Genomic DNA, 23,730 nt, shown 5'->3' with positions numbered 1-23,730 from the left:
CCCCACCCCCGTCCCGGGCCCCGCTTCCCACTCCCCCTGCCACCAGAAGGAAGGCTCCTCATGACCGCATCAGTCAGCGCGACGGCCGGCGTCGCCACCACAGCACCGGTCGTCTCGGTCAAACCCGTCGTGCTACACGCCCCCGAGCGCGGCGAGGACCTGCGCGTGCGGGTGTCCGCGCCCGCAACGGGGCACGGGCTGCCCCTCGTCCTCCTCGCCCACGGCTTCGGCTCGTCGCTCGACGGCTACGGCCCGCTCGCCGACCACTGGGCCGCCCACGGTTTCGTGGTGGTCCAGCCCACCCATCTCGACTCCAGGACGGTGGGCCTTCCCGAGGACGACCCGCACAGGCCGGGGCTGTGGCGCTCCCGGGTCGAGGACATGAAGCGGGTCCTCGACAATCTGGACGTGGTGGAGGCGGCCGTACCCGGCCTCGCCGGGCGGCTGGACCGGTCCCGCGTCGCGGCGGCCGGCCACTCCTTCGGCGGCCAGACGGCGGGCATCCTGCTGGGGCTGCGCGTCCGCGACCCCGCCACCGGGGAGGCGGAGGACCTCTCCGACCCCCGGGTCAGGGCGGGCGTGCTGCTCGCGACGGCCGGCGCCGGCGGCGACTCCCTGACGCCGTTCGCCGCCGAGCACCTCCCCTGGCTGAGGGACCCCGACTTCACCCGCATGACCGCCCCCGCGCTCGTGGTCGCGGGCGACAAGGACGACCTTCCGTTCACCGTGCGCGGCGCGGACTGGACGGCCGACCCGTACGTCCTCAGCCCCGGCGAGAAGAGCCTCCTGACGCTGTTCGGAGCGGAACACTTCCTGGGCGGCATCTCCGGCTACGAGGCCGCGGAGACCACCGACGAGAACCCCGCCCACGTCGCCCTGGTCCAGCGGGTCACCCTGGCCTACCTCCGGCACACCCTCGGCGTCGACGACGCCGAATGGACGACGGTGCGCGAGGAGTTGGCCGGGGACGCGCATCCGCTCGGCCGGCTGGAGTCCAAGCGGGCCGCCGGCTGATCCCTCGACACACTCTTGACACGGTCACGTCGACCGCTTGTATGGTCTAGTCCAACAGAACTCACCGCTCCGTTTACGGAGTTGAGCCCTGCCGGGGTCCCACGCCCCGGCGGGGACGGTGGGTGCGCGTCACCTTCGCGCCTCCTGGCCCCACCCACGAGAGGCCGTACTCGGCGTGCGCGCGGTCCCCCCACACACGACCGCGCGTGCCCTGGGACGGCCGGATGTGAAGGAGTTCCCATGAACGCACGCCGGAAGACCGCTGCCCTGATCGGCGCGGCCCTCGCCCCTGTCGTGGCCGTCAGCCTGCCCGCCTCCTCGGCGAGCGCCCACGGCTACATCTCCGACCCGCCCAGCCGTCAGGCCCAGTGCGCCGCGGGCACGGTGTCCTGCGGCGACATCAAGTACGAGCCCCAGAGCGTCGAGGGCCCCAAGGGCCTGACCAGTTGCAGCGGTGGCAACAGCCGCTTCGCGGAACTGGACGACGACAGCAAGGGGTGGCAGGTCACCCCGGTGTCGAAGACCACGACGTTCTCGTGGCGGCTGACCGCGCAGCACGCCACCAGCACCTGGGAGTACTACGTCGGCGGTCAGCGGATCGCGCTGTTCGACGACGGCGGCGCGAAGCCGGGCGCGGTCGTGAACCACCAGGTCGACTTCGGTGGGCTCACCGGACAGCAGAAGGTCCTCGCCGTCTGGAACGTCGCCGACACCTCCAACGCCTTCTACGCCTGCATCGACGTCAACGTCGGCGGCTGACGGGCCAGACGGAGCGGTGCGGGAGCGGCGGCGCCCCTTTCGAGGGTGCGCGGTCGCTCCCCCCCTCCGCCCTTCCCGCGCCTTCCCTCCCTCCCACCGAGCAGGAGTCCTCACCGATGCAGCACCGCAAGCTCGCACTGCTGGCCGCCACCGGCGCGGCCGCCGCCCTGTGCACCCTGACCATGGCACCGTCGGCCGTCGCGGAGAAGTCCGAGCAGCCGGACACCCGGGCCGCCGCCGCCGAATTCGTGGTCAGCGAAGCCCAGTTCGACCAGATGTTCCCGAACCGGAACTCCTTCTACACCTACAGCGGCCTCACCGCCGCGCTCAGCGCCTACCCCGGGTTCTCGAACACCGGGAGCGACACGGTGAAGAAGCAGGAGGCGGCCGCCTTCCTCGCCAACGTCAGCCACGAGACCGGCGGGCTGGTGTACGTCGTGGAGCAGAACACCGCCAACTACCCGCACTACTGCGACGCCTCCCAGCCGTACGGCTGCCCGGCCGGCACCGACAAGTACTACGGGCGCGGGCCCGTCCAGCTGAGCTGGAACTTCAACTACAAGGCCGCCGGGGACGCCCTGGGCATCGACCTGCTCAACAACCCCGACCTGGTCCAGAACGACTCGGCCGTGGCCTGGAAGACCGGCCTGTGGTACTGGAACACCCAGTCCGGGCCGGGCACCATGACCCCGCACGACGCCATGGTCAACGGCGCCGGGTTCGGGGAGACCATCCGGTCCATCAACGGCAGCCTGGAGTGCGACGGGCGCAACCCCGCGCAGGTCCAGAGCCGGATCGACAACTACGAGCGCTTCACCCAGCTCCTCGGTGTCGAGCCCGGTGCCAACCTGAGCTGCTAGCGGGCCGGGCCGGGCCCGTGGCCTGCTCCGGGCGCGTCGAACCGCGCGAGGTCCCCGGCGTCCGGCTCCTCCAGCAGGAAGCCCGCGCCGCCCTCCAGCATCCCGGCGATCTCGGCCGAGCGCGGCAGCATCGTCTTCTCGTAGCCGCGCACGGCATCGTCGACGGTGGCGGACCCGGCGAGGGCGAGCGCGAGTTCGGCGGCGTCGAGCATGGCCAGGTTGACGCCGGCACCGAGCGGGGGCATCAGGTGCGCGGCATCCCCCAGGAGGGTCACGCCGGGCGTGGGCCGCCAGGTGTGCGGCACCGGCAGGGCGTAGAGCGGGCGGTCGACGTAGGCGCCGTCGTTCTCGGTGATCAGACGGAGCAGCCGCGGCGACCAGCCCGCGTACTCGGCGAGGAGGTGTGCGCGGATGCCCTCGGTGTCCCGCGGGCTCAGGCCGCTCGCCGCCATCCAGTCCTGGGCGACCCTGCGCATGATGTAGACGCGCAGGTGACCACCGCTGCTGCGCTGCGCGAAGAGGCCGCGCTCGCCGTCGGCCACATGGGCGCTGCCCCGGCCGACCAGTTCGGACAGCTCCGGGTGCCTGGATTCCATAGCGTCGAACCATGCTTCGAGGAAGCCGACGCCCGTGTAGCGCGGCACGGCGTCGGACACCGCCGCACGGACCCGGGAGAAGGCGCCGTCCGCCCCGATCACGAGGTCCGTCTCGACGGTGCTCCCGTCGGCGAACGTCAGTGTCCGCGGCCCGTCGGCCGGCCCGCCCACCGATTCCAGGGTGCGCCCCCAGCGCACCGTGCCGGGGTCGAGCGAGCGCAGCAGGAGGTCCCGGAGCTGACCGCGGTCGATCTCCGGGCGGGCCGTCTCGCCCTCGGCCGGGAGCCGGTGGCCCAGGAGGCGTCCCGCGGGGTCGTAGCGGCGCTCCTCCTGGCTCTCGCACCTGGCGAGCGCGAAGAACTCCTCCAGCAGGCCGGCTTCGCGGAGCGCGAGCTGACCGTCCTCCTCGTGCAGGTCGAGCGAGCCTCCCTGGTCCCGCGCGGCGGCGTCCGGATCGCGGTCGTACACCGTCGCCGCGATGCCGTGCCGTTGCAGGACGCGGGCGCAGGTGAGTCCGCCCGGGCCCGCACCGATGATGCTGATCCGCGCGATCGCGGGTGTCGGAGAGTTCATGGCGGCTTCCTTCCGTCGGTGGGTCCCCCGTGGCACCACCAAAGCAGAAACGAGGCAGAAACTGCAACCGTTCAAGTTTCTGCATCACTCATATTTCTGTCCGAGACCGAGTACTGTGCCGTTCCAGTTGTGCGCTAGAGTGGCGCCATGCCCGACTCCCCGACTCCAGGCCGTCGCGAGCGCAAGAAGGCCGCGACCAGGCAGGCCATCGCCGACGCCGCCCTCGAGCTCTTCCTGGAGCACGGCTTCGACCGGGTCAGCGTCCGCGATGTCGCGGAGCGGGCCGACGTGTCGACGACGACCCTCTTCGCGCACTTCCCGAGCAAGGAGGCGCTGGTCTTCGACCGCGAGCAGGACGTCGACGCCGCGCTGGCCGCCGCCGTCCGCGAGCGGCCCGCGGGGCAGGGAGTGGTCGAGGCACTGCGCGCGCACGCCCTGGAGTCCTGGGTGCCGATCGTGACCGATCCGCGCCGGGCGGGCTTCACCGCCCTGGTCGGCGACACGCCCGCGCTCCGCGAGTACGGGGAGCGCATGTGGATGCGACACGCCGACACCCTGGGCGGCGTGATCGCGGAGGAACTCGGCCGGGAGCCGGACGACCCCGCGTGCGCCGCGCTGGCCCGGTTCGTCCTCGAGGTCCCCGCCCTGACCACGGGACGACAGGACCCCCGGGCGACCGTGGAGACGGTGTTCGACCTGCTCCTGCACGGCTGGCGCGCCCAGGCCGGCCCGGCGGACCCGGCGGCGGACGACCCCGCGGACTGATCCGGCGACCGCTCGCCGAACCGGCGGCCGGCCGCCGAACCGGTCCGGTCCGGTCCGGCGGGTCCGTGCCCCTCAGACGGCCCCCGGATAGTCGGGCAGCACCAGGGACGAGTGGGCCGCACGACCCTGCTGCGCGCTCGCGGTCACGAGCGCCCTCGCGGCCGTCTCCGGATCCCGCAGCAGGGCGTTGCGGGCCTCGATCTGCTGCCGCGTCGTGGGGGTCACCGCCGTGCCGCCGCTGGTGGCCAGCGCCTGGTTGCGCTCCGCGAAGGGACGGACCCGGCGCTCGTAGGCCGCGAACGCGTCGGCGTGGTCGGGGTGCGTGGCCAGTTCACCGGCCAGGACGTACGCGCCGACGAGCGCGACGCTCGACCCCTGGCCGGAGATGAACGACGTGGCGTGCGCGGCATCGCCCGCCAGGACGACCCGCCCGTGCGACCACGTGGGCATGTGGATCTGGCTCACGATGTCGAAGAAGAGGTCGTCGGCCTCCCGCATGGCCTCGACCAGGCGCGGCAGGTGCCAGACCCGCTCGGGGAAGCGTGCCGCCACCAGGTCGCGCTGGGCCAGGGGGTCGCGGAAGGCCTCGAAGGGCGGGGTGTCACGGGTGAAGGTGAGGAAGCCGTGCAACCGGTCGGAGGGCTCGTGGGCGTAGAGGACGGCGCCGCGTCCCGGCTCGTTCCAGATCACGGCCTCGTGCGCCAGCCCGAAGTCGTTCGGCAGCGTGAATCCCGCGAAGACGTGTCCCAGGTAGCGGTGGAACGGCTCCTCCGGGCCGAAGACCAGCCTGCGGGTGTTCGAGTGCAGCCCGTCCGCGCCGATCACGAGGTCGAAGGTGCGGCGCGCGCCGCTGTCGAAGACGACGTGCACGGCGTCCCCGGCGTCGTCGAGCGTCGCGATCGAGTCGCCGAAGAGGAACTCCACCCGGTCGCGCAGGGGGGTGTAGAGCACGTCGGCCAGATCGCCGCGCCGGACTTCGAGGTCGACCCCCGCCTCTCCCCCGGTCAGCTGCTCGGGCTGCAGCGAGCCGACCTTCTCCCCCGCGGCGTCCACGAAGGTGATCCGCTGGCTGTCGACGTGCGCCTTGGTCAGCGCCGGCAGCAGGCCCATGCGGTCCACGGCCTCGCGGGCCGTGCCGCGCACGTCGATCGCGTAGCCGCCCCCGCGTACGGCGGCGGCCTTCTCGACGACGGTCACCTCGAAGCCGTACCGGTCGAGCCAGTGCGCGAGCGCGGGGCCCGCGATACTTGCTCCGGAGATCAGTACGCGGCGAGCCGGACGGGACGTGTGGATCATGGCTTCTCACCCTTCCACCGGGGCGGACCCCGGGAAGACGGAGGTACGTGCCGCCGCGAGGACGGAAAATATACGTACCTTAGGTATCTTTATGGAGGCCATACGGCACCCTCCCAGGCACCGGCCACTCCCCACGATATAGATACCTAACTCAGGTATGCAAATGGAGCCCTCATGACCCCCGAACCTCCCGGCCCCGCCGGGCCCTCCGCCGCGCCGGACGAACCGCACCCCGACCTGGTCGCCGTGCTGCCGCGGCTCACCCAGCTCAGCGCCGCGTTCAACAAGGGCCGGCTCACCGAACGCGCCGCCGAGGCGGCCGGGCTCGCCCTCGACCGTCCCGCCATCGGCGTGCTGGTGACCCTCCGTACGGCCGACCAGCCGCTGCGGATCGGCGAGATCGCCGACCGGATGCAGGTGGTGGGGCCGCACGTCACCCGCCAGGTCCAGGCGCTGGAGAAGCGCGGCCTGGTGCGCCGGGTCGCCGACCCCCACGACCGCCGGGCCAGCCTCATCGAACCGACCGGGGCGGGGCTGGAGGCCGCCAACCGGTACGTGGCCTCCCTGCTCGGCTGGTTCGCCGAGGCGCTCACCGACTGGCCGCGCCAGGACCGCGAGGACCTCACCCGCCTCCTCACCCGCCTCGCCGACGACGTGACGGCACGTCTGGCCCGGATCGACACGGAGGAGTGAGCGTGCGGCCCGCGCGGCGTTCAGCCAGCGCGGCGCACGGTCCGGCGGAGGTTCGCGTCCCCCTGCTCGGGGTGTTTTCGTTGACCGCCCGTCCGGCGCCTTCGAACACCATCTGCCGCACGCCGCGTTCACCGGTCGAACCGACGTGCATCCCGGGCCGCTTGCGGATGGCGTCCCGTCCCCCGGGCACGTCGGCGCCCGGCCTCACGGCCGTCGGTCGCGTCCCCCATGAATCGCCCTCCCGTCTCCCGGCGGCGCCGGTCAGGCCCCGGCGGCCGTGGAGCGGGCCCGCCACAGGTCGCGCAGGAGTGCGATCTCGGCCATGTGGTGGATGAACTCGAGGTTGTCCCCGGCCACGACGCTGATGTAAGGGTCGTCGGGGTCGGAGCCGTACGGGTACTGAGAGAAGCCGACGGTGTCGAGCTGCTCCTCGGTGACGTGGGCGACGTCCTCGCGCCAGCGGTCGATCAGCGCCCAGAACCGTTCGAGCGCCAGGGCGGCGGAGGGGGTGAAGTCGACCAGCAGCCGCGGGTCCCGGCGGCGTTCGCCGAAGGTCCATTCCCACTGGCCCGCGAAGCAGGAGTGCAGGTGCGCGATCCGCCAGGCGATGGTGGTGACCGGTGTCGCGTCGGGCTCCGGGGTGCCGGTGTGGGCGAGGACCTGCTCGACGCGCTCGACGCTCACGCTCCAGTCTTCGGCGATCTTGGTGACCGACATGCCGCTCGCGGCCTGCCGGGCCACCTCCGCGTACTCGCTCGCCGGGATGTCGGGGGCACCCTTGTCGAGCAGCCACTCGCCCGGCCCGTACGCTCTGGGCGTCACCGCCTCGCCCCGGCGCCGGATCGACCAGCAGCCGGCCACGGGCTCCCACAGGTACTCCTCGTCGCCGAGTCCCGCGAGCCGCACCTGGGCCATCTCCCTGGCCTGGTCGAACTGGTCGAGCAGTACGCCCAACCGGTCCGTCCGCGCGCCCTCGATCTCCATGCCCGGCCCCTTTCACGGTCCTCGTGGTGCGCCCGCGCCCGCGCGGCGCTCCGGCGGAGGCCGAGGCTAGCGACTCGCGTCACGCGGACGCGAGTCGATTTCCTCCCGCAGGGCGGGACGGCGACCGGCGTGGCCCGGCACGGGTGCTGCCGGTGCCCCGGCCGTCAGGCGTCCGCGGGCCCGGCCAGGGAACGGGGGCGCAGGTCGGTCCAGTTGGCCTCGACATAGGCCAGGCAGGCGTCGCGGGTGTTCTCCTCGAAGACGGTCGTCCATCCGCCGGGCACCGCCGCGAAGGACGGCCAGAGCGAGTGCTGGCCCTCGTCGTTGACCAGGACCAGGAACCGGCCGTCGGCGTCGTCGAAGGGGTTGGTGCTCATCCGGGGTCCCTCCCGTGGAATTAGGTTAGGCTCGCCTAATGCGCGATGAGCTTAGCCTTCTGGATTTCCGCTCCACAAGGAGACGTTCATGAGGCGGGCGGGGGCGGAGATCCTCGCCGCGTACGGGCTGACGGGAGAGCCGGGCACCGAGGCCTTCTGGGCCGGTCTCACGACGCCGTTGTCGGTCCCCGACGGCGACGGGTGGCGGACCCTGTTCCTGTGGCGCGGGCCGCAGGCGGCGAGCGCCGTCTTCGAGAGCTGGTCGGCCCCGGTGGAGCTGCGGCGGTGGGGAGAGACGGACTGCTGGTACGCCGAGGTGCGCATGCCGGCGCGGCTGCGGGTGACGTACCGGTTCGTGGTGGGCGACGACGCGTACGCCGACCCGTACAACCCCGCGGGCGCGGGCGGCGACCGGTCCGTCGCCGCCACTCCGGACGCCCCGGCGCAGCCGCACTGGCCCCTGCTCGGCGCCGCCGACGTACTGCCCCTGCCCCCCGCCCGGCTGCGCTGGACCAGCGAGCGACTCGGCGGGCGGCGCACCGTGCGGGTCCATCCGGTGGGCGGGGGCGGGCCGTTGGTCCTGCTGCTCGACGGCGACGACTGGCTGTATCTGCATCCGGCGGCGGCCGCGTTCGACTCGGCCGCCGCGAGCGGTGAGATGCCGCCGGTCACCCTGGTGTTCGTCCCGGCCAAGGACCGGGAGGCCGAGTTCGGGTGCCGGCCCGCGCTGTGGGAGGCGGTGCGGGACGAGTTGCTGCCGCTGGTGGCCGGGAGCGGGGTGCCCGCCGATCCCGGCCGCACGGTGGTCGCGGGGCAGAGCCTCGGCGGTCTGAGCGCGCTGTACGCGGCGTTGGAGTTCCCGGACCTGGTGTCGCGCGTCGCCTGCCAGTCGGCGTCGCTGTGGTGGACGCCCGGCGCCGCGGATCTGGCGGACCCCCTGGGCGGTCCGGTCGGGGGCACGCTGGCGGCGCGCCTGCGCGGGCGCCCCGACCTGTCCGGACTACGGATCGCGTTCGACGTGGGGGAACACGAGACGCGGATGCTCCCCCACTGCGCCCTGGTGGAGACCCTGACCGAGCAGGCCGGTGCGACCGTGCGGGTCTCCCGGTCGGCCTCCGGCCACGACCGCGCGGGCTGGCGGCAGGCGCTGCTGCGGGACGTGGCCTGGGCCCTCGGGTAGGGGGCCCGCCGCACCGGCCCCGTGCCCCCTCTGATCACCGGGTCACGGCCAGGCAGTACTCCTCGTCGCCGGCGAGGAGATTGCGGTGGGTGTCCTCGGCGGTGATGACGCCCTCGTCCAGGACCAGGACGCGGTCGGCGGCGTCCAGCAGGGCGGGGCTGCTGGTGATCACGAGGGTGGTGCGGTCCCGGCGCAGCTTGGCGACGCCCCGCGCGATGAGCTGTTCGGTCACCGCGTCCACGGCCGTCGTCGGGTCGCGCAGCACCAGCACGTCCGTGTCGGCGGCCAGCGCGCGGGCCAGGGACAACCGCTGGCGCTGCCCGCCGGAGAGATTGGCACCCCGGTCGCGGACGGCGTAGTCGAGCCCTTCGCGGTGCAGCGCGACGACGTCGGTCAGCATCGACGCCTCGACGGCTGCGTCGACCGTCCGGCTGGTGCCCGACGGGTCGATGTTGGACCGCAGGGTGCCCGCGAAGATCTCGCCGTCGTACGGGTTGACCAGCAGGTGCTCGCGGACTCCGGCGACCGCCAGGTCCGCGAGGTCCCGGCCGCCGACCCGCACCGTCCCCTCATAGGCGTCGGGCGGGACGTGCAGCGCGAGGACGGCCGCGAGGTCGGCCGCGGCGCGCGGCTGGTACGCCGCGACGGCCACGAACTCGCCGGCCCGCACCCGGAACCGCACCTTGCGCAGCGCCCCGTGCCGGACGCAGTCGACCTCCAGGTCCCCGCCCCGGTCGGGCCGCTCCGTCCCCGGTGTGGTCACCGGCGGCGCGGTGAGCACGAGGGCCATCCGCTCGGCCGAGGCGCGCGCGACCATCACGTACTTCGGCATCTCCGAGAACAGCTTCAGCGGTTCCATGATGAACTGCGCCAGGCCCACGGCCATGACCAGCTCACCGATGTTGATCCGGCCCCGGAAGGCCAGCCAGCCCGCCGTGAGGGTCACGGCCGCGGCGAGCACCGCGTTGAGGGCCAGTGCGGTGCCCGCGTAGACGCCGCTCACCCGGGCGACGGTGACGGACTGGCGCCTCGCCTCCGTGCTGACCTCGCGGTAGGAGCGGAACGCCGCGTGGTTGCCGCCGAAGCCGTGCAGCGGGCGCAGACCGATGATGAGGTCGGCGACCTTGGCGCCCGCCCGCGCCACCCGGGCCTGCTGCTCGCGGGTGCTGGAGCCGATGCGTTGGGACATCACGCTCAGGACGGACAGGATCGCGACGGTTCCCACGATGACCAGCAGCCCGAGCCGGATGTCGGCCAGGCCCAGCGCGAGGGCCGCGATCAGCACCGCCACCAGCGAGCTGATCAGCAGCGGCACCACCTCGATGATGTCGGCGGTCTGGTCGGCGTCCTCGGTGGCGATGGTCAGCACCTCGCCGGACTTGAGGTCCACGTCCCTGGCCACCGGCTGGAGGCCGCAGTCCGCGACCCGGACCCGCCAGCGGTGCGCCTCGGTCGTGTTGGCCTTCTGCAGGATCCGCATCCCGAACCGCCAGGACAGGGACACGGTCGTGATGATCACGGCCAGCGCGGCCACGGAGAGGCCGAGCGCTTCGGGGCTCCGGTCCCGCATGGTGTGCTCGACGATCAGGCCGAGCGCGATGGGGAAGGCGGTCTCACCGGCCTGGTAGAGACCCATGAGGACGGTGCCCGAAGCCATCGCGCCCACGTTGCGCCGCAGGGCGGTACGGAGGATGTCGGACCCCGCGCGGGGCCGCTGTGCGTCAGGAGTGGTCATCGAGGTGGCGGGCAATCGCTTCCGGGGTTCGCAGGGTGAACAGATCGCGGATCGTGATCACTGGACCGTACTCCCGGCGGAGCAGCCCGGTCAGCCGCACCGCCAGCATGGAGTGGCCGCCGAGGGCCACGAAGTCGCTCACTGCGCTCACCTCGTCGGCGTCCAGGTCCAGGGCCTCGGCGAAGAGTTCGCACACCGTCGTCTCGGTCTCCGTCTCCGGTCCGCGCTCCCCCGCCGTGGTCAGCGCGCCCAGCGGCTTGGCCTCCGGGAGCGCCTTGGTGTCGGCCTTCCCGTTCACGGTCAGCGGGATGCCGTCGACCTCGGCGTAGTGCGTGGGGCGCAGGAAGTCCGGCAGTCCGGCGCCCACGTCGGCGGCGACCCGGGACAGGTCGGCGCCGTCCAGCACGAGGTAGGCGGCCAGCCGGTGGGCGCCGTCGACCTGCGGGTCGGGCTGGGCGACGGCGGCCACGAACCGCACCGCCGGGTGGGCGGCGAACGCGGCCTCCACCTCGCCGAGTTCCACCCGGTGACCGCGGATCTTGACCTGCTGGTCGGTGCGGCCGAGGTACATCAGGTTCCCGTCGGGGCGTCGCACCACCAGGTCCCCGGTGCGGTACATGCGCTCGCCGGGCGCGCCGAACGGGCAGGCGACGAAGCGGTGCGCGGTCTGGGCGGGCTGCCCGAGGTAGCCGCGCGCGATGCCGATGCCGGCGACGTACAGCTCGCCGGGGACGCCGTCGGGCAGCGGGCGCAGCCACGGGTCCAGCACGTACACGTCGGTGTTGTCGATCGCGACGCCCACCACCGGGTCGGGGCACTCGAAGGTGCCGACGCCGAGGGTGTTGATGGTGTACTCGGTGGGTCCGTACAGGTTGTAGCCGACGGTGCCCTCGGTCTCGGCCAGCCGTGTCCACAGCGCCGGGGTGACGGCCTCGCCGCCGAGCAGCACCAGCGCGGGGCGCCGGGCCGGGTCGTCGAGCAGTCCCTCGGCGACCAGTTGCTGCGCGTAGGTCGGGGTGACGTTGACGACGTCGATCCCGTGCTCCAGGCAGTACGCGACCAGCCGGGGCGCGTCGCGGCGCAACTCCTCGTCGCAGATGTGCACTTCGTGGCCGTCGGCGAGCCACAGCAGCTCCTCCCACGACATGTCGAAGGCGAACGACACGGTGTGGGCGACGCGGAAGGTCCGGTGGCCGTGCCGCGCCAGCACCGGTTCGAAGATCCGGCGCTGGTGGTTGACCAGCATGTTGGTGAGTCCCGCGTACTCGGTCACCACCCCCTTGGGCCGGCCGGTCGAACCGGAGGTGTAGATCGTGTACGCGGGGTGCCGCAGCCGGTGCGGGTCGCCCGGCGCGAAGGTCACCAGTGGCTCGGCCGCGGGCAGCGGCCGGTCCAGCTCGATCAGGCCGGGGCCGCCGGTGAGCCGGTGCGAGACCGCGCTCACCGTGAGCACGGCGTCCGGGCGGGCGTCCGCGACGATCGCGGCGATCCGCTCGTCCGGGTGGTCCAGCTCCAGCGGTACGTAGGCGGCGCCGGTGCGCAGTACGGCGAAGAGGGCGACGATCGAGTCGAGGGAGCGCGGGAGGGCGAGGCCCACGGTCGCCCCGGGTCCGATCCCGCGCCGGGCCAGCACACCCGCCACCGCCCGGCTGCGGTCCCGCAACTGCGCGAAGGTCATGGTGGATCCGTGGGCGACGAGCGCCGTCCGTCCCGGGTCGCGGTCGGCCGCCCGGTCGAAGCGGTCCACGACGGTGTCCGTGCCGATGTCGGTGCGCGCGGCGGGCTCGGGGGCGGGGGCCAGGCCGGGCAGCGCCCCGATCGGCACGGTGGCCCCGGTGCGCCCGGCGAGGTCGTCGAGCACGCGCAGGTAGTCGTCGAGGAGCCGCCGGGCGCCCGCGGTGTCGTGGTCGCGGTACTCCAGTTTGACGGTCAGCCGGTCGCCGGGGGTGACCACCCACGTGAACGGATAGTGGGTGGAGTCGTCGGCCCGCACCGAGGTGATGCCGTGCCGGGCGTTCATCTCGGCGAAGGCGTCCAGGCCCAGGAAGTTCTGGAGGACGAACAGGTTGTCGAACAGCGTGCCGTGCCCGCCGGCCCGCTGGATCTCGCCCAGCCCGAGGTGTTCGTGCTCCATGGCGTCGACCCTGGCCGACTGCACGGCCGTCAGGTAGTCACGCACCGTGTCCTGCGGCCGGGCCCGGGTCCACATGGGCACGGTGTTGAGCAGTACGCCGACGATGCCGGCCAGCCCTTCGCCCTCCCGCCCGGAGACGGTCACGCCGAAGACGGCGTCGGCGCGGCCCGTGCGGGCGCCGAGGAACAGACCGAAGGCGCCGGTCAGCACCGAGTTCAGCGTGACGCCGTACGTCCGGGCCGCCGTCCTCAGCGCGTCCGACCGTTCGGCCGTCAGGGTGTGCACGAGTGCGCGCGGCAGGTCCTCCGGCAGGGCGGGCGCCGGTCCGGCGAGCAGGGTCGGGCCGGACAGCCCGGCGAGGTGCGCCGCCCAGAAGCGTTCCGCCGCGCCCGGGTCCTTGGCGGCGAGGGCCCTGGTGTGGTCCTCGAAGCCCGGCGTGGCCGGCACGGGGTCGAGGGGCTCGCCCTCCAGGTCGGCACGGTAGGCGTCGAACAGGTCGCGCAGCACGATCTCCCGCGACCAGCCGTCCCACAGCAGCAGGTGGTAGCTGAGCAGCAGGCCGTCGCGGTCGTCGGGCAGCCGCACCACGGTCAGCCGGATCAGCGGCGGCTCGCCGGGATCGAAGCCCCGCTCCCGGTCCGCGAGCCGCAGCGCGTCGACCTCCGGGTCCGTCGCCGCGTGGACCGTGCGGACGTCGACCCGGCGGTCGGCGGCGAGGACCTGGACCGGGTTCCCGTCCCCGTCCGTGGTGAAGCCCGCGCCCACGGCCGGGTGCCGGGCGAGCACGTACCCCATCGCCCGGGACAACGCGTCGGTGTCCAGGCGTCGTCGGAAGGTGAAGTAGCTCTGGGCGACGTAGTGCCCGGCGGGTCCCGTCAGCTGGGCCTGGAAGTACAGGCCCCGCTGGAGGGGGCTGACCGGTGCCGTGCGCTCGGCCGTCACGGCGGCCTCCGCGATCCGTTCGAGCGCGCGGAGCCAGTGCTCGGTGATCTCGTCGGGGACGCCCTCGGCCAGGGTGAAGGCCGCGTGCAGGCTGCCGGTCGCGGCGTCGGTCCAGGCGTTCACCTCGACCGCGTACGGGGTGGACGCCTCGCCGCCCGTCAGGCGCGGTGCCGCGGACTCGTCGCCCCGGCCCAGGTAGTTGAAGAGGACCTGCGGGCGGGCGGTGAGCAGCGGGGCGGTCTGCGGGTTGAGGTACCTGAGGCCGCCGTAGGCGACGTGCGCGTGCTCGTCCGGCTGGCGTTCGGCGACCTCGCGGGCCGCGGCGACGGGGTCGGTGTGCCCGGTGAGCCGTACGGGGGCGATGGCGGTGAACCAGCCGACGGTGCGGGTGTAGTCGTGGTGGTCGAGGGCCGGGACCCTGCCGTGCCGCTCCAGGTCGACGGCGAGATCGGTGGGTGACGGCTGGATGCGGGTGAGCGCGGTGCGCAGCGCGCCGCACAGCAGCTCGGTGAGGCCCACGCCGAGCGCGGCCGGTGCGGTGCGGGTGACGCGGTCGCTCGGGCCGGGGGCGAGTACGACGGTCGTCTCGCGCGGGTGCACCGCGGCGGGCAGCGGCGCGGGGGCCTGGAGCGTTCTGATCCAGTGGTCCAGGCCGTCGCTGCCGTCGGTGGACCGGTACGTCCGCGCCCGGGCGTACTCGGCGTAGGACGTGGTCGGCGGGGCCGGGTCCGCCCCGCGCATCGCGCCGGCCAGGTCGTCCAGGAGGATCAGCCAGGACACGGCGTCGACGGCCAGGTGGTGCACGGCGACCACCAGGGTCCGGGCCGCCTCCAGCCAGGTGAACGCGATGACGTCGCCGGTCTCGGGATCGAGGCGGTCGGCCGCCCGGTCGGCGGCGCCCGCCGTGTCGGTCCCGGTCTCGCGGACCACGGTCACCTCGCGGGCGGGCTCGGTGCGCAGGGACCACGTCCCGTGCTCGACGCGCAGCCGCAGCCGCAGCGCCGGGTGGGTGGCGACGACGGCCCGCGCGGCCCGCTCGGCGTCGGCGAACCCGGTGCCTTCGGGGGCCGCCAGCGTTCTGGCCTGGGCGAACCGGGCCAGTGACCCGCCCAGTTCCCGCTGGCGCAGGATGATCGGCGTGGGCGGCAGCGGGCCGTCCTCCTGCGGGGCGGGTGCGGACGGCCCGGGTCGCGAGGCGCGGGTGCCCAGGTGTGCGGCGAGCGCGCGGGGGGTGCGGAGCAGGAACACGTCGCGGGGTGCGACCGGCAGGCCGAGGGCCCTGGCCCGGTTGATCACCGTGATGGCGACGATGCTGTCGCCTCCGGCGGTGAAGAAGTCGGTGTCGGCGTCCGCGGCGGCGCCGGGCAGCGTCGCGGCGAAGATGTCGACGAGGGACGCGAGCGCGAAGTCGTGGCCGCCGGCCCCGGCAGCCCCGCCCGGCTCGATGCCGCCCCCACTGCCGCCGCCCGGCGCGGCACCGCTCGCGGCACCGGCGCCCGGCGCGATGCCGCTCCCAGCACCGCTGCCCGGCCCGGCACCGCCGCGGGCGCCGTCGTCCCGCGCACCGGCGCTCGCGTACGGCGTGCGCGCCGCGCGTTCGGTCAGCGCCGCGCGGTCGAGCTTGCCGTTGACGGTGAGCGGCAGGGCGTCCACGGGCAGCACCCGGCCCGGCACCATGTACGCGGGCAGCTTCGCCGACAGCAGCACGGTGAGGTCCGCGGGCACCCGGCCCACGACGTGTGCGACCAGGTGATCGTCGCTGTCCGCGACGGTCACGGCGACGTCGACCACGCCGTCGAGGTCCCGGATCGCGGACTCCACCTCGCCCAACTCGATGCGGAACCCCTTCAGCTGCACCTGGTCGTCGGCGCGGCCCACGAACTCCAGCTCGCCGTCCAGCGTACGGCGGGCGAGGTCGCCCGTGTGGTACATGCGGGAGCCGTCGGCCCTGAACGGGTCCGCGACGAACCGGCCGGCGGTGAGCCCCGGCCTGCCCAGGTAGCCGAGCGACACCTGATCGCCGGCGACGTAGATCGCGCCCACCCGGCCCGGCGGCACCGGGCGGAGCCGGTCGTCGAGGAGGTGGGTGACGAGGCCGGGCAGCGGGCCGCCGATGGGGCCGGCGGCGGCGCCGGGGGCGAAGTCGGCGGCGGTCAGCACCCGGTGGGTGACGTGGACGGTGGTCTCGGTGATGCCGTACATGTTGACCAGCTCGGGCGTGTCGGTGCCGTGCCGCTCGACCCAGCCGCGCAGCCGCCCCAGGTCCAGCGCCTCGCCCCCGAAGACGATCCGGCGCAGTGCGGGCAGTGGCTCGCCCGCGTGCCGGTCGGCCTCGGCGAACCGGTAGAACGCCGAGGGGGTCTGGTTGAGCACGGTCACCCCGCGCTCGCGGACCAGGCGGTGGAAGTCCACCGGGGAGCGGGTCAGTCCGTACTCCGGCACCAGCAGCTCGGCGCCGTGCGCGAGCGCGCCCCACAGCTCCCAGACGGCGAAGTCGAAGGAGAAGGAGTGGAACTGGACCCATACGTCGTCCGGGCCGAAGTCCATCGCGGGCCGGGTGCGGGCGAGCAGCGTCACGACACTGGAGTGCGGGACGACGACGCCCTTGGGCCGCCCGGTCGATCCGGAGGTGTAGATGACGTAGGCGGGGTCGCTCCAGGCGGCCCCGGGTCCGGGCTCCGCGGCGGTGGCCGGGCGGCCCTCCCCCGGCACGAGGAGGCGGGCCGGCACGCCGGTCCGGTCGAGCAGTCCCGAGAACCGGTCGCGCTGCTCCGGGGCCACCAGCACGACCTGCGGGGCGGAGTCGGCGAGGACGTACGCCAGGCGCTCGTCCGGGTACGCCGGGTCCAGCGGTACGTAGGCACCGCCCGCGGCGACGACGGCGACCAGGGCGACGACCTGCTCGACGGAGGGCGGCACGGCGACCGCCACCCGCGAGCCGGGGCCGACTCCCGACGCACGCAGGGCGGCGGCCAACCCGTCCTTGGCCTCGGTCAGTTCGCCGTAGGTCAGGGACCGCGTGGCGCCGTCGAGGGCGCACTGGGTGACGGCGGTGGCGGCCGGGTCGCGGCGCGCGGCGGCGTCGAACAGGTCGCCCAGGGTGGCCGGGGCGACCGGTTCGAGGTGTTCCGCGTCCCGGGACACCAGGTCCGCGACCGGGGCGTCGGGCCGGGTGAGCAGGGTGGTGAGGTTCCGGGTGAAGGTGCGCAGGATCTCGCGGACGGACCCTTGGCCCAGCAGGTCGGCGTCGTGGATCAGGTTGAAGTGCGGGCGGCCGTCCGGCGTGCGTTCCACCACCAGGGTCAGCGGGTAGTGCGGGGCGCCCTCGTTGACGATGCCGGTGACGGTGAGCGTGTCGCCCGGTCGCCGCAGCGCGGCCACGTCGGTCGCCACGTCGAACACCACCAGGGTGTCGAAGAGCGCGCCCGCGCCGGCCCGGCGGGCGATCCGGGCCAGCGAGACGTGCTGGTGCGGCAGGACCGCGCTCTGGTGTGCCCGCACGGAGTCGAGCAGTTCGCGCGCGCACGTGGTGGCACTCCAGCGGGCGCGCAGCGGGATCGTGTTGATGAACAGGCCGACCATGTCCTCGATGCCGGGCACGTCCGCGTCGCGACCGGACACCGTGGAGCCGAACACGACGTCGTCGCTGTGCAGGATGCCGCCCAGGGTGAGGGCCCAGGCGCTGTGCACCGCCACGCTCAGCGGCACTCCGGCCGACCGGGCGGCCGCGTCGACGTCGAGGTCCGCCGGCCCGGCGGTGTCGGCGAAGTGCGCGGAGGGCGGGTGCCCCTCGGCGATCAGCGACGGGCCGGGGAGGCCGGCCAGTTGCTCGGCCCACACCCGGTCGCTCGCCTCGTCGTCGCGTGCGGCGAGGCGGCGTGCGTGGTCGGGGAAACCGCCGAGCGCGTGTCCGGAGCCCGGCGCGTGGTATTCGGCCAGCAGGGCGCGCAGCATGGGCGGTACCGACCAGCCGTCGGCGACGATGTGGTGCACCGTCTGCACCAGGACGTGCCGGCCGGCGCCCGCGCGGATGAGGGTGTAGCGCATCAGCGGACCGGTGGCCAGGTCGAAGCCGGCGCGGCGGTCCCGCTCGGCGTGGGCGCGGATCTCGTCGTCGGTGATGCCGGGGCGGTCCAGTGTGGTGAAGGGCGCCTCGACGCCGCTCTCCAGTACGGAGACGACGCGGCCGTCGGCCAGGGACACGAAGCGCGCGGCGAGGTTCGGGTGCAGGGTGAGCAGGCGGGTGGCGGCCGTCGCGAGCCGGTCGGGGTCCACCTCGCCCTCCAGGGTGAGCAGTTGCTGCTCGACGTAGCTGCCGGTGGCCTCGTCGTCGTAGACGGAGTGGAAGTACAGGCCCTCCTGCAGCGGGGTCAGCGGCAGGACGTCCCGCAGCGCCGGGCCGTCCAGCGCGTCGACGTCGGCCTGGGTGAGCGGCAGCGGGCGGAAGTCGCTGGGCGAGTGGCCGCCGTGGTCCAGCGCGGCCAGCCCGGTGAGGGCCTCCTGGTAGTAGGCGGCGAGGGTGGTGATGTCCGCTTCGGTGAACCTGCCGTCGGGCCAGGAGATGGCGGTGACCAGCTGGTACGCGCCGGTGGGGCCAGGTTCGGCGATCGCGTTGAACTCCAGGGCGCGCGGCAGGCGCATGCGCGGATCGCGCCGCTCACCGAGCTGTCCGGTGGTGCGGGCGAGCTGCCAGTCGCCGGACGAGCCCGCGTCGAAGCGGCCCAGGTAGTTGAAGAGCACCTGGGGCGCGGGCGTGTCGAAGGCGACCTGGGCCAGGTACCGCAGGGCGCCGTAGGAGACGCCGTTGTCCGGGACGCGTGCGAGGTCCTCCTTGACCGCCTTGAGGGCGGCGGCCAGGTACTCGGGGGCGGTGGGGTCCGGGGCCGTGCCGGGGTCGACGGTGGCCGGGAAGAGGGTGGTGAACCAGCCCACGGTCCGGGAGAGTTCCGGCTCGAAGCCGGCGGTCGGGGCGACGAACCGGGGCTCGCGGCCGTGGCCTTCCAGTTCGAGGTGCGCGAAGGTCTGGTCCTGGCCGAGGTCGCGGCGGTGCCGGGCGAGGGCGACGGCGAGCGCGGTCACCAGGACGTCGTTGACGCCCGCGTGGAACTTCGCGGGGGTGTCGCCGAGGAGCGCGGCCGTGGTCCGGGCGTCGACGGTGACGGTTCGGATCCGCTCGCGTGCCACGGTGTCGTCCTCGGACGGCGCACGTCTGCCCAGCGGCTCGTCGGGGCCCGCCAGGGGGCGGCGGAAGCAGGCGCTGTCCGCGTCGAACGCGGCGCGTTCGAGCAGTTGGGTCCAGCGCCGGAAGGACGTGCCGGCCACCGGGAGTTCCACGGGTGAGCCCGCGGTGAGCTGCCGCCAGGCCGTGGCCAGGTCGTCCATCAGTATCCGCCAGGACACGCCGTCGATCACCACGTGGTGGACGACGACGGCCAGCTGCCGTGCCCGGCGGCGCCAGACCGCGTGCAGCATCCTGCCGCCGGTCGGGTCGAGTTCGGCGGTGGCGAGGGCGAGGCACGCGTCGAGGGGCCGGTCGCTCTCCTGCCAGAGGGCCGGGGCAGGGTCCTGGTCGGCCTCCGGGATGTCGAAGCCCCAGCGGGCGCCGCGCACCAGCCTGGCGCGCAGCATGGGGTGGCGGCGGACGAGGGCGGCGAGGAGCGTGTCGAGCGCGTCCGCGGTCAGCTCCGCCGGGGTGTTGAGCACGACCGACTGGACGAAGCCGTCGATCGCGTCCGTGGTCTCGCCGAGCCACTGCACGACGGGCGATCCCACGACGGTTCCGGTCGCCACGTCGCGGTGGTCCACCACGGTGGTGTCCTCGCGGCTCGCCACCGCCGCCAGCGCTCCCACCGTGCTGTGGGTGAGGATCTGCCGGGCGCTCACGTGGAGACCGGCGTCGCGCAGCGCGCTCAGCAGGGAGATCGCCAGGATGCTGTCCCCGCCGAGCTGGAAGAAGTCCTGGTCGACCCCCACCCGGTCCAGCCGGAGCACCGCCGCGACCGCCGCGCACACCGTGCGCTCCGCGTCGGTCGTGGGCGCAACGACCGAGGCCGAGGTCACGGGTTCGGGCAGCGCGTTCCGGTCGAGCTTGCCGTTCGCGGTGAGCGGGAACGCGTTCATCACGACCACGTGGGCGGGCACCATGTACTCGACCATGTGCGCGCCGGCCCAGGCCTTGACGTCCTCCGCGCGCAGGTCCTCGTGGCCGGTGGCGGGGATGACGTATCCCACGAGGTAGGTGCCGCCCGCCGTGTTCTTCCTCGCGACGACGCAGGTGTGGCGCACGTGGGGGTGTTCGGCGAGGCCGACCTCGACGTCCTCGATCTCCAGGCGCATGCCGCGGATCTTGATCTGGTTGTCCGCGCGGCCGAGGAAGTCGAGCGAGCCGTCGGGGTTGAAGCGGGCGAGGTCGCCGGTGCGGTACAGCCGGGAGCCGTCGTTCGCGAAGGGGTTCGCCACGAACCGGGAGGCGGTCAGGCCCGGCGCGTTCACATAGCCGCGCCCCAGCAGCAGTCCGCCCGCGTACAGTTCGCCGCCGACGCCGACCGGGACCGGGCGCAGTTCGTCGTCCAGGACGTACAGCCGGGTGTTGGGGTTGGCCCGGCCGATCGACGTCGACAGGCGCTCGGCCGCTCCCCGGTAGACGACGTGCGAGACGCCGATGGTGGTCTCGGCGGGGCCGTAGCCGTGGTACAGCGGAATGTCGAGCCGGGTGCGGAAGCGCTCGTACAGTTCGGGCGTGAGCACCTCGCCGCCGCACCAGACGTGCCGGAGGCTGTCGAGGCGTCCCGAGTCGCCCGCCATCTCGAGGAGCACGTCCAGCATGGACGACACCAGGTAGGTGAAGGTGACGCGCTGTTCGTCGATCACGCTCAGCAGGTGCTGCGGGTCGCGTTCGCCGCCGGGCCGCAGCACCACGAGCCTGCCGCCGCTGACCAGGGGCAGGAAGATCTCGTTGATGGAGATGTCGAAGGACAGCGGCGCCTTGAACAGGGACGCGTCGTCGTGTCCGAAGCCCAGGATCTCGTGGATCTGCCACAGCAGGCGCTCGCTGATCGCCTCGTGCCGGATCATGGCGCCCTTGGGCCGCCCGGTGGAGCCCGAGGTGAAGATGACGTAGGCCAGGGCGTCGCCGGGGACGGTGATGCCGGTCGTCTCGGCGGGGTGGGCGCCGTACGCCCAGTCGGCGAGGTCCACGGCGACGGCTTCCGGTTCCGCCGGGGCGTGCTCGCCCGAGGAGTTGAGCTGCAGGCCGACGCCCGCGTCCTCGATGACGACGGCCCGGCGTTCGGCGGGCCAGTGCGGGTCCAGCGGGACGAAGGCTCCGCCCGCCTGGAGCACGGCGAGCAGTCCGATCACCATCTCGGCCGAGCGTTCCAGGGAGATGCCGATGACGTCCTCGGCGGTGACCCCGCGTGTGATCAGGTGGTGGGCCAACTGCGCCGACCGCTCGGCGGTCTGACGGTAGGTCAGGGTGCGGTGTTCGTCGACGACGGCCACGGCGTCCGGCCTGGCGCGGGCCTGTTCGAGGAACATCTCCACCAGGCTGGGGCGGACCCGGTCGGCGTCGGTGTCGTTCCACCTGGCGAGCTGCTCCAGCCGCTCCGCCGGGCCCGAGGGGCCGATGGTGCCCAGCGGGCGGTCCGGGAAGTCGGCGAGGTCGTCGAGTGCGAGCTGCGCCTCGTCCGGTGCGACGCCGTCCGGGAGGGTGATGGTCCGGCCGTCCGGCGCGACGGTCCAGCCGCCGGGCGCGGTACCTCCGTTGTCGGTCCAGCCGAGTACGTCGGTGAAGAGGGTGCCCGCGGTGAGGTCGAGTCCGGCGGGGCCGCGGCCCGTGGCCCAGTACGCCAGTGCGACAGCGCACGCCTCGGCGACGACCTGGTCGGAGAAGTCGCCGGTGCGCCGGCGTATGCCGGTCAGGTGTCCGGGAGAAAGCCGTATGAGAGAAGCGGTCGGTTCCATCATCGAAGACTCAACGCCCCTTCCAAGGAATGGAGGCAGGCTAACCTAACTAAGGCTTACCTAACTACCCCGCCCGGCCGCCCTCCCGCCAGGCCCGCCACAGCCGTGCGTAGCGGCCGCCCCGGGCCACCAACTCCGCGTGCGTGCCCTCCTCGACGACCCGTCCGGCGTCCAGGACGGCGATCCGGTCCGCCGCCATCGCCTGGGTCAGACGGTGCGCCACGAACAGGGTGGTACGGCCCGCGCACGCGGCCAGCACCGCCCGCTCCAGTTCGGCGGCGCCCTCGCTGCCGGCCTCCGCGGTCGACTCGTCGAGGACCACCACCGGCGCCCGGCCCAGGACCAGCCGGGCCAGCGCGATCTGGGCGACCTTGGTCGCGTCCAGGCGCTCGCCGCCCTCACCGACGAGGGTGTCCAGCCCGTCGGGCAGCGCCTCGGCCCACGGGCCGGCGCCGACCGTGCGCAGGGCGTCCAGCAGTTCGGCGTCGCTCGCCCGGGGCGCGGCCAGCCGCAGGTCGTCGGCGAGCGACCCGGAGAACACGTGCGTCTCCTGGGTGAGGATGCTCACCAGGGCCCGCGCACCGGCCTCGTCGAGCCCGGCCAGGTCGGTCGTCCCGATGCGCACGGACCCCGACTGCGGGGTCCCGATGCCCGCGACCAGCGCGGCGAGGGTCGTCTTGCCCGCGCCCGTCGCGCCCACGAGGGCCAGCGAGCCGCCCGCCGGGATCGTCAGGTCGACGTCCCTGAGGACCGGCTCCTCGGCACCCGGGTAGGTGAACGTCAGTCCCCGCACCGTCACCGGGTGGGGGCCGGCCGCCGCGCCGACGGACTCGTCGCCCACCAGCCGGTCCGCCGCGTCCTCCCCCAGGACGCCGACCAGGCGGGTGAGGCTGGCGCCGGACTTCTGCGCCTCGTCGAAGGTGAACATGATGGCGCCCAGCGGGGTGAACAGCCGGTGGAACAGCAGCGGGGCCGCCGACACCTCGCCCAGCGTGGCCGCGTCCGCCTCCAGCAGCGCGTAGCCCACCACGATGATGAGGGTCAGCCCGATGAACTCGGCGCGGTTCTCCCGGCCGACGAACCGGCCGAAGAACCGGAACACCTCGATGCCGAGGTCGCGCACCCGCCAGGACTCACGGGTGACCCGCTCGCGGAAGGCGTCCTCGAGCCGGTACGCCCGGACCGTGTCGATGCCGTTCAGGCCGCTGATCAGGGCCTGTGCCCGGTCGGCCTGGGCCGCCCGCTGCCTGCGGTACAGCGGGGCGGACCTCGGCAGGTACCAGCGCAGGGCGAGCGCGTAGGCGGGCAGCGCGCCGGCGCCCGCCAGGCCGAGCCGCCAGTCGAGCCCGAACATACCGGCCGTGGCGATGGTGACGAGGACGCCCGCGGAGAACACCGTGGGAACGGCGGTCCGGATGCCCTTGGAGATCACGGCGACGTCGTCACCGACGCGGGACAGCACGTCGCCGCGGCCCACCTGCTCGACCCGTGCGCTGGGCATGGCCAGCACGGCGCGGACGGCACCCTCCCGCAGCCGGGCGAGCAGGTCTGCGCCCAGCCGCCCGATCAGATAGGTCGACACCGCGGTCGCCGCCGCGCCGAGCAGCGCGGCGGCAACCATCAGGGCGCCGATCGTGACCAGGACGGACTGCGACTCGCCGCCGGCCACCGCGTCGACCACGCGGCCGAGCAGCAGCACCGGGAGCACTTGGAGCGCCGCTCCGGCCACCGTGGCGATCACCGTGGCGGCCGTCAGCCACGGCACCTCGCGGCAGTGGGCGGCGACCCATCGGGCTGCCTCGCGTCCGGTCGCCGTACGCAGGACGGCCGGTGCGGGGCGGGTGTCGGTGACGCTCACAC

13 protein-coding genes are annotated in these 23,730 nt (G+C 73.8%); 6 read left to right on the top strand and 7 right to left on the bottom strand.

All coding sequences use genetic code 11. The features are described from left to right. Positions 1-60: 60 nt before the first annotated feature. The 3 genes from K7854_RS13290 to K7854_RS13280 all read left to right on the top strand — a co-directional run bounded on the left by K7854_RS13290 (position 61) and on the right by K7854_RS13280 (position 2,633). A complete protein-coding gene (locus K7854_RS13290; RefSeq protein ID WP_226026659.1) occupies positions 61-1,014 on the top strand; it encodes an alpha/beta hydrolase family protein in 954 nt (317 codons plus the stop codon). 240 nt (positions 1,015-1,254) lie between these two features. Continuing rightward, a complete protein-coding gene (locus tag K7854_RS13285; RefSeq protein ID WP_226026658.1) occupies positions 1,255-1,773 on the top strand; it encodes a lytic polysaccharide monooxygenase auxiliary activity family 9 protein in 519 nt (172 codons plus the stop codon). 116 nt (positions 1,774-1,889) lie between these two features. Continuing rightward, entirely contained in the window at positions 1,890-2,633 is a 744-nt protein-coding gene (locus K7854_RS13280; protein WP_226026657.1) for a chitinase, read from the top strand. Here the strand turns inward: K7854_RS13280 and K7854_RS13275 are convergent. After that, positions 2,630-3,802, bottom strand: coding sequence for an FAD-dependent oxidoreductase (locus K7854_RS13275; protein WP_226026656.1), 1,173 nt, complete (start codon positions 3,800-3,802; stop codon positions 2,630-2,632). The two genes, K7854_RS13280 and K7854_RS13275, sit on opposite strands and share 4 nt — an antisense overlap. A gap of 147 nt (positions 3,803-3,949) precedes the next feature. On the opposite strand from K7854_RS13275, the gene K7854_RS13270 reads away from it, so the two are divergent. Further along, positions 3,950-4,567, top strand: a complete 618-nt coding sequence (locus K7854_RS13270; RefSeq protein ID WP_226026655.1) for a TetR/AcrR family transcriptional regulator — start codon at positions 3,950-3,952, stop codon at positions 4,565-4,567. 72 nt (positions 4,568-4,639) lie between these two features. On the opposite strand, the gene K7854_RS13265 is transcribed toward K7854_RS13270, so the two are convergent. Next, complete coding sequence (locus K7854_RS13265; RefSeq protein ID WP_226026654.1) at positions 4,640-5,863, bottom strand: FAD-dependent monooxygenase; 1,224 nt, start codon at positions 5,861-5,863, stop codon at positions 4,640-4,642. A 174-nt stretch (positions 5,864-6,037) separates the two neighbouring features. Here K7854_RS13265 and K7854_RS13260 point away from each other — a divergent pair, with 174 nt between their 5' ends. Continuing rightward, complete coding sequence (locus K7854_RS13260) at positions 6,038-6,556, top strand: MarR family winged helix-turn-helix transcriptional regulator (RefSeq protein ID WP_226026653.1); 519 nt, start codon at positions 6,038-6,040, stop codon at positions 6,554-6,556. Positions 6,557-6,817: 261 nt separating this feature from the next. Here the strand turns inward: K7854_RS13260 and K7854_RS13255 are convergent, their stop codons facing one another. Next, positions 6,818-7,540, bottom strand: a complete 723-nt coding sequence (locus tag K7854_RS13255; protein WP_226026652.1) for a DinB family protein — start codon at positions 7,538-7,540, stop codon at positions 6,818-6,820. A gap of 164 nt (positions 7,541-7,704) precedes the next feature. Continuing rightward, positions 7,705-7,917 carry an MbtH family protein gene (locus K7854_RS13250; protein ID WP_161377893.1) on the bottom strand — a complete coding sequence of 71 codons (213 nt, stop codon included), beginning with the start codon at positions 7,915-7,917 and terminating at the stop codon, positions 7,705-7,707. An 88-nt stretch (positions 7,918-8,005) separates the two neighbouring features. Here K7854_RS13250 and K7854_RS13245 point away from each other — a divergent pair, with 88 nt between their 5' ends. After that, entirely contained in the window at positions 8,006-9,097 is a 1,092-nt protein-coding gene (locus tag K7854_RS13245) for an alpha/beta fold hydrolase (protein ID WP_226026651.1), read from the top strand. A gap of 34 nt (positions 9,098-9,131) precedes the next feature. Here the strand turns inward: K7854_RS13245 and K7854_RS13240 are convergent, their stop codons facing one another. The 3 genes from K7854_RS13240 to K7854_RS13230 all read right to left on the bottom strand — a co-directional run bounded on the left by K7854_RS13240 (position 9,132) and on the right by K7854_RS13230 (position 23,728). Then, positions 9,132-10,832, bottom strand: coding sequence for an ABC transporter ATP-binding protein (locus K7854_RS13240; RefSeq protein WP_226026650.1), 1,701 nt, complete (start codon positions 10,830-10,832; stop codon positions 9,132-9,134). Next, complete coding sequence (locus tag K7854_RS13235) at positions 10,819-21,873, bottom strand: non-ribosomal peptide synthetase (RefSeq protein ID WP_226026649.1); 11,055 nt, start codon at positions 21,871-21,873, stop codon at positions 10,819-10,821. Before K7854_RS13235 ends, K7854_RS13240 begins: the two co-directional genes overlap by 14 nt. A gap of 61 nt (positions 21,874-21,934) precedes the next feature. Beyond that, the gene (locus K7854_RS13230) at positions 21,935-23,728 is read right to left on the bottom strand and encodes an ABC transporter ATP-binding protein (RefSeq protein WP_226026648.1); all 1,794 of its coding nucleotides are present in this window, start codon (positions 23,726-23,728) and stop codon (positions 21,935-21,937) included. Positions 23,729-23,730 lie beyond the last annotated feature (2 nt).

The organism is Streptomyces hyderabadensis (assembly GCF_020404845.1).
Classification (GTDB): Bacteria; Actinomycetota; Actinomycetes; order Streptomycetales; family Streptomycetaceae; genus Streptomyces; species Streptomyces hyderabadensis.
Note: the sequence above shows the minus strand (reverse complement) of the source record. Positions and strands in the feature narration are given on the sequence as shown.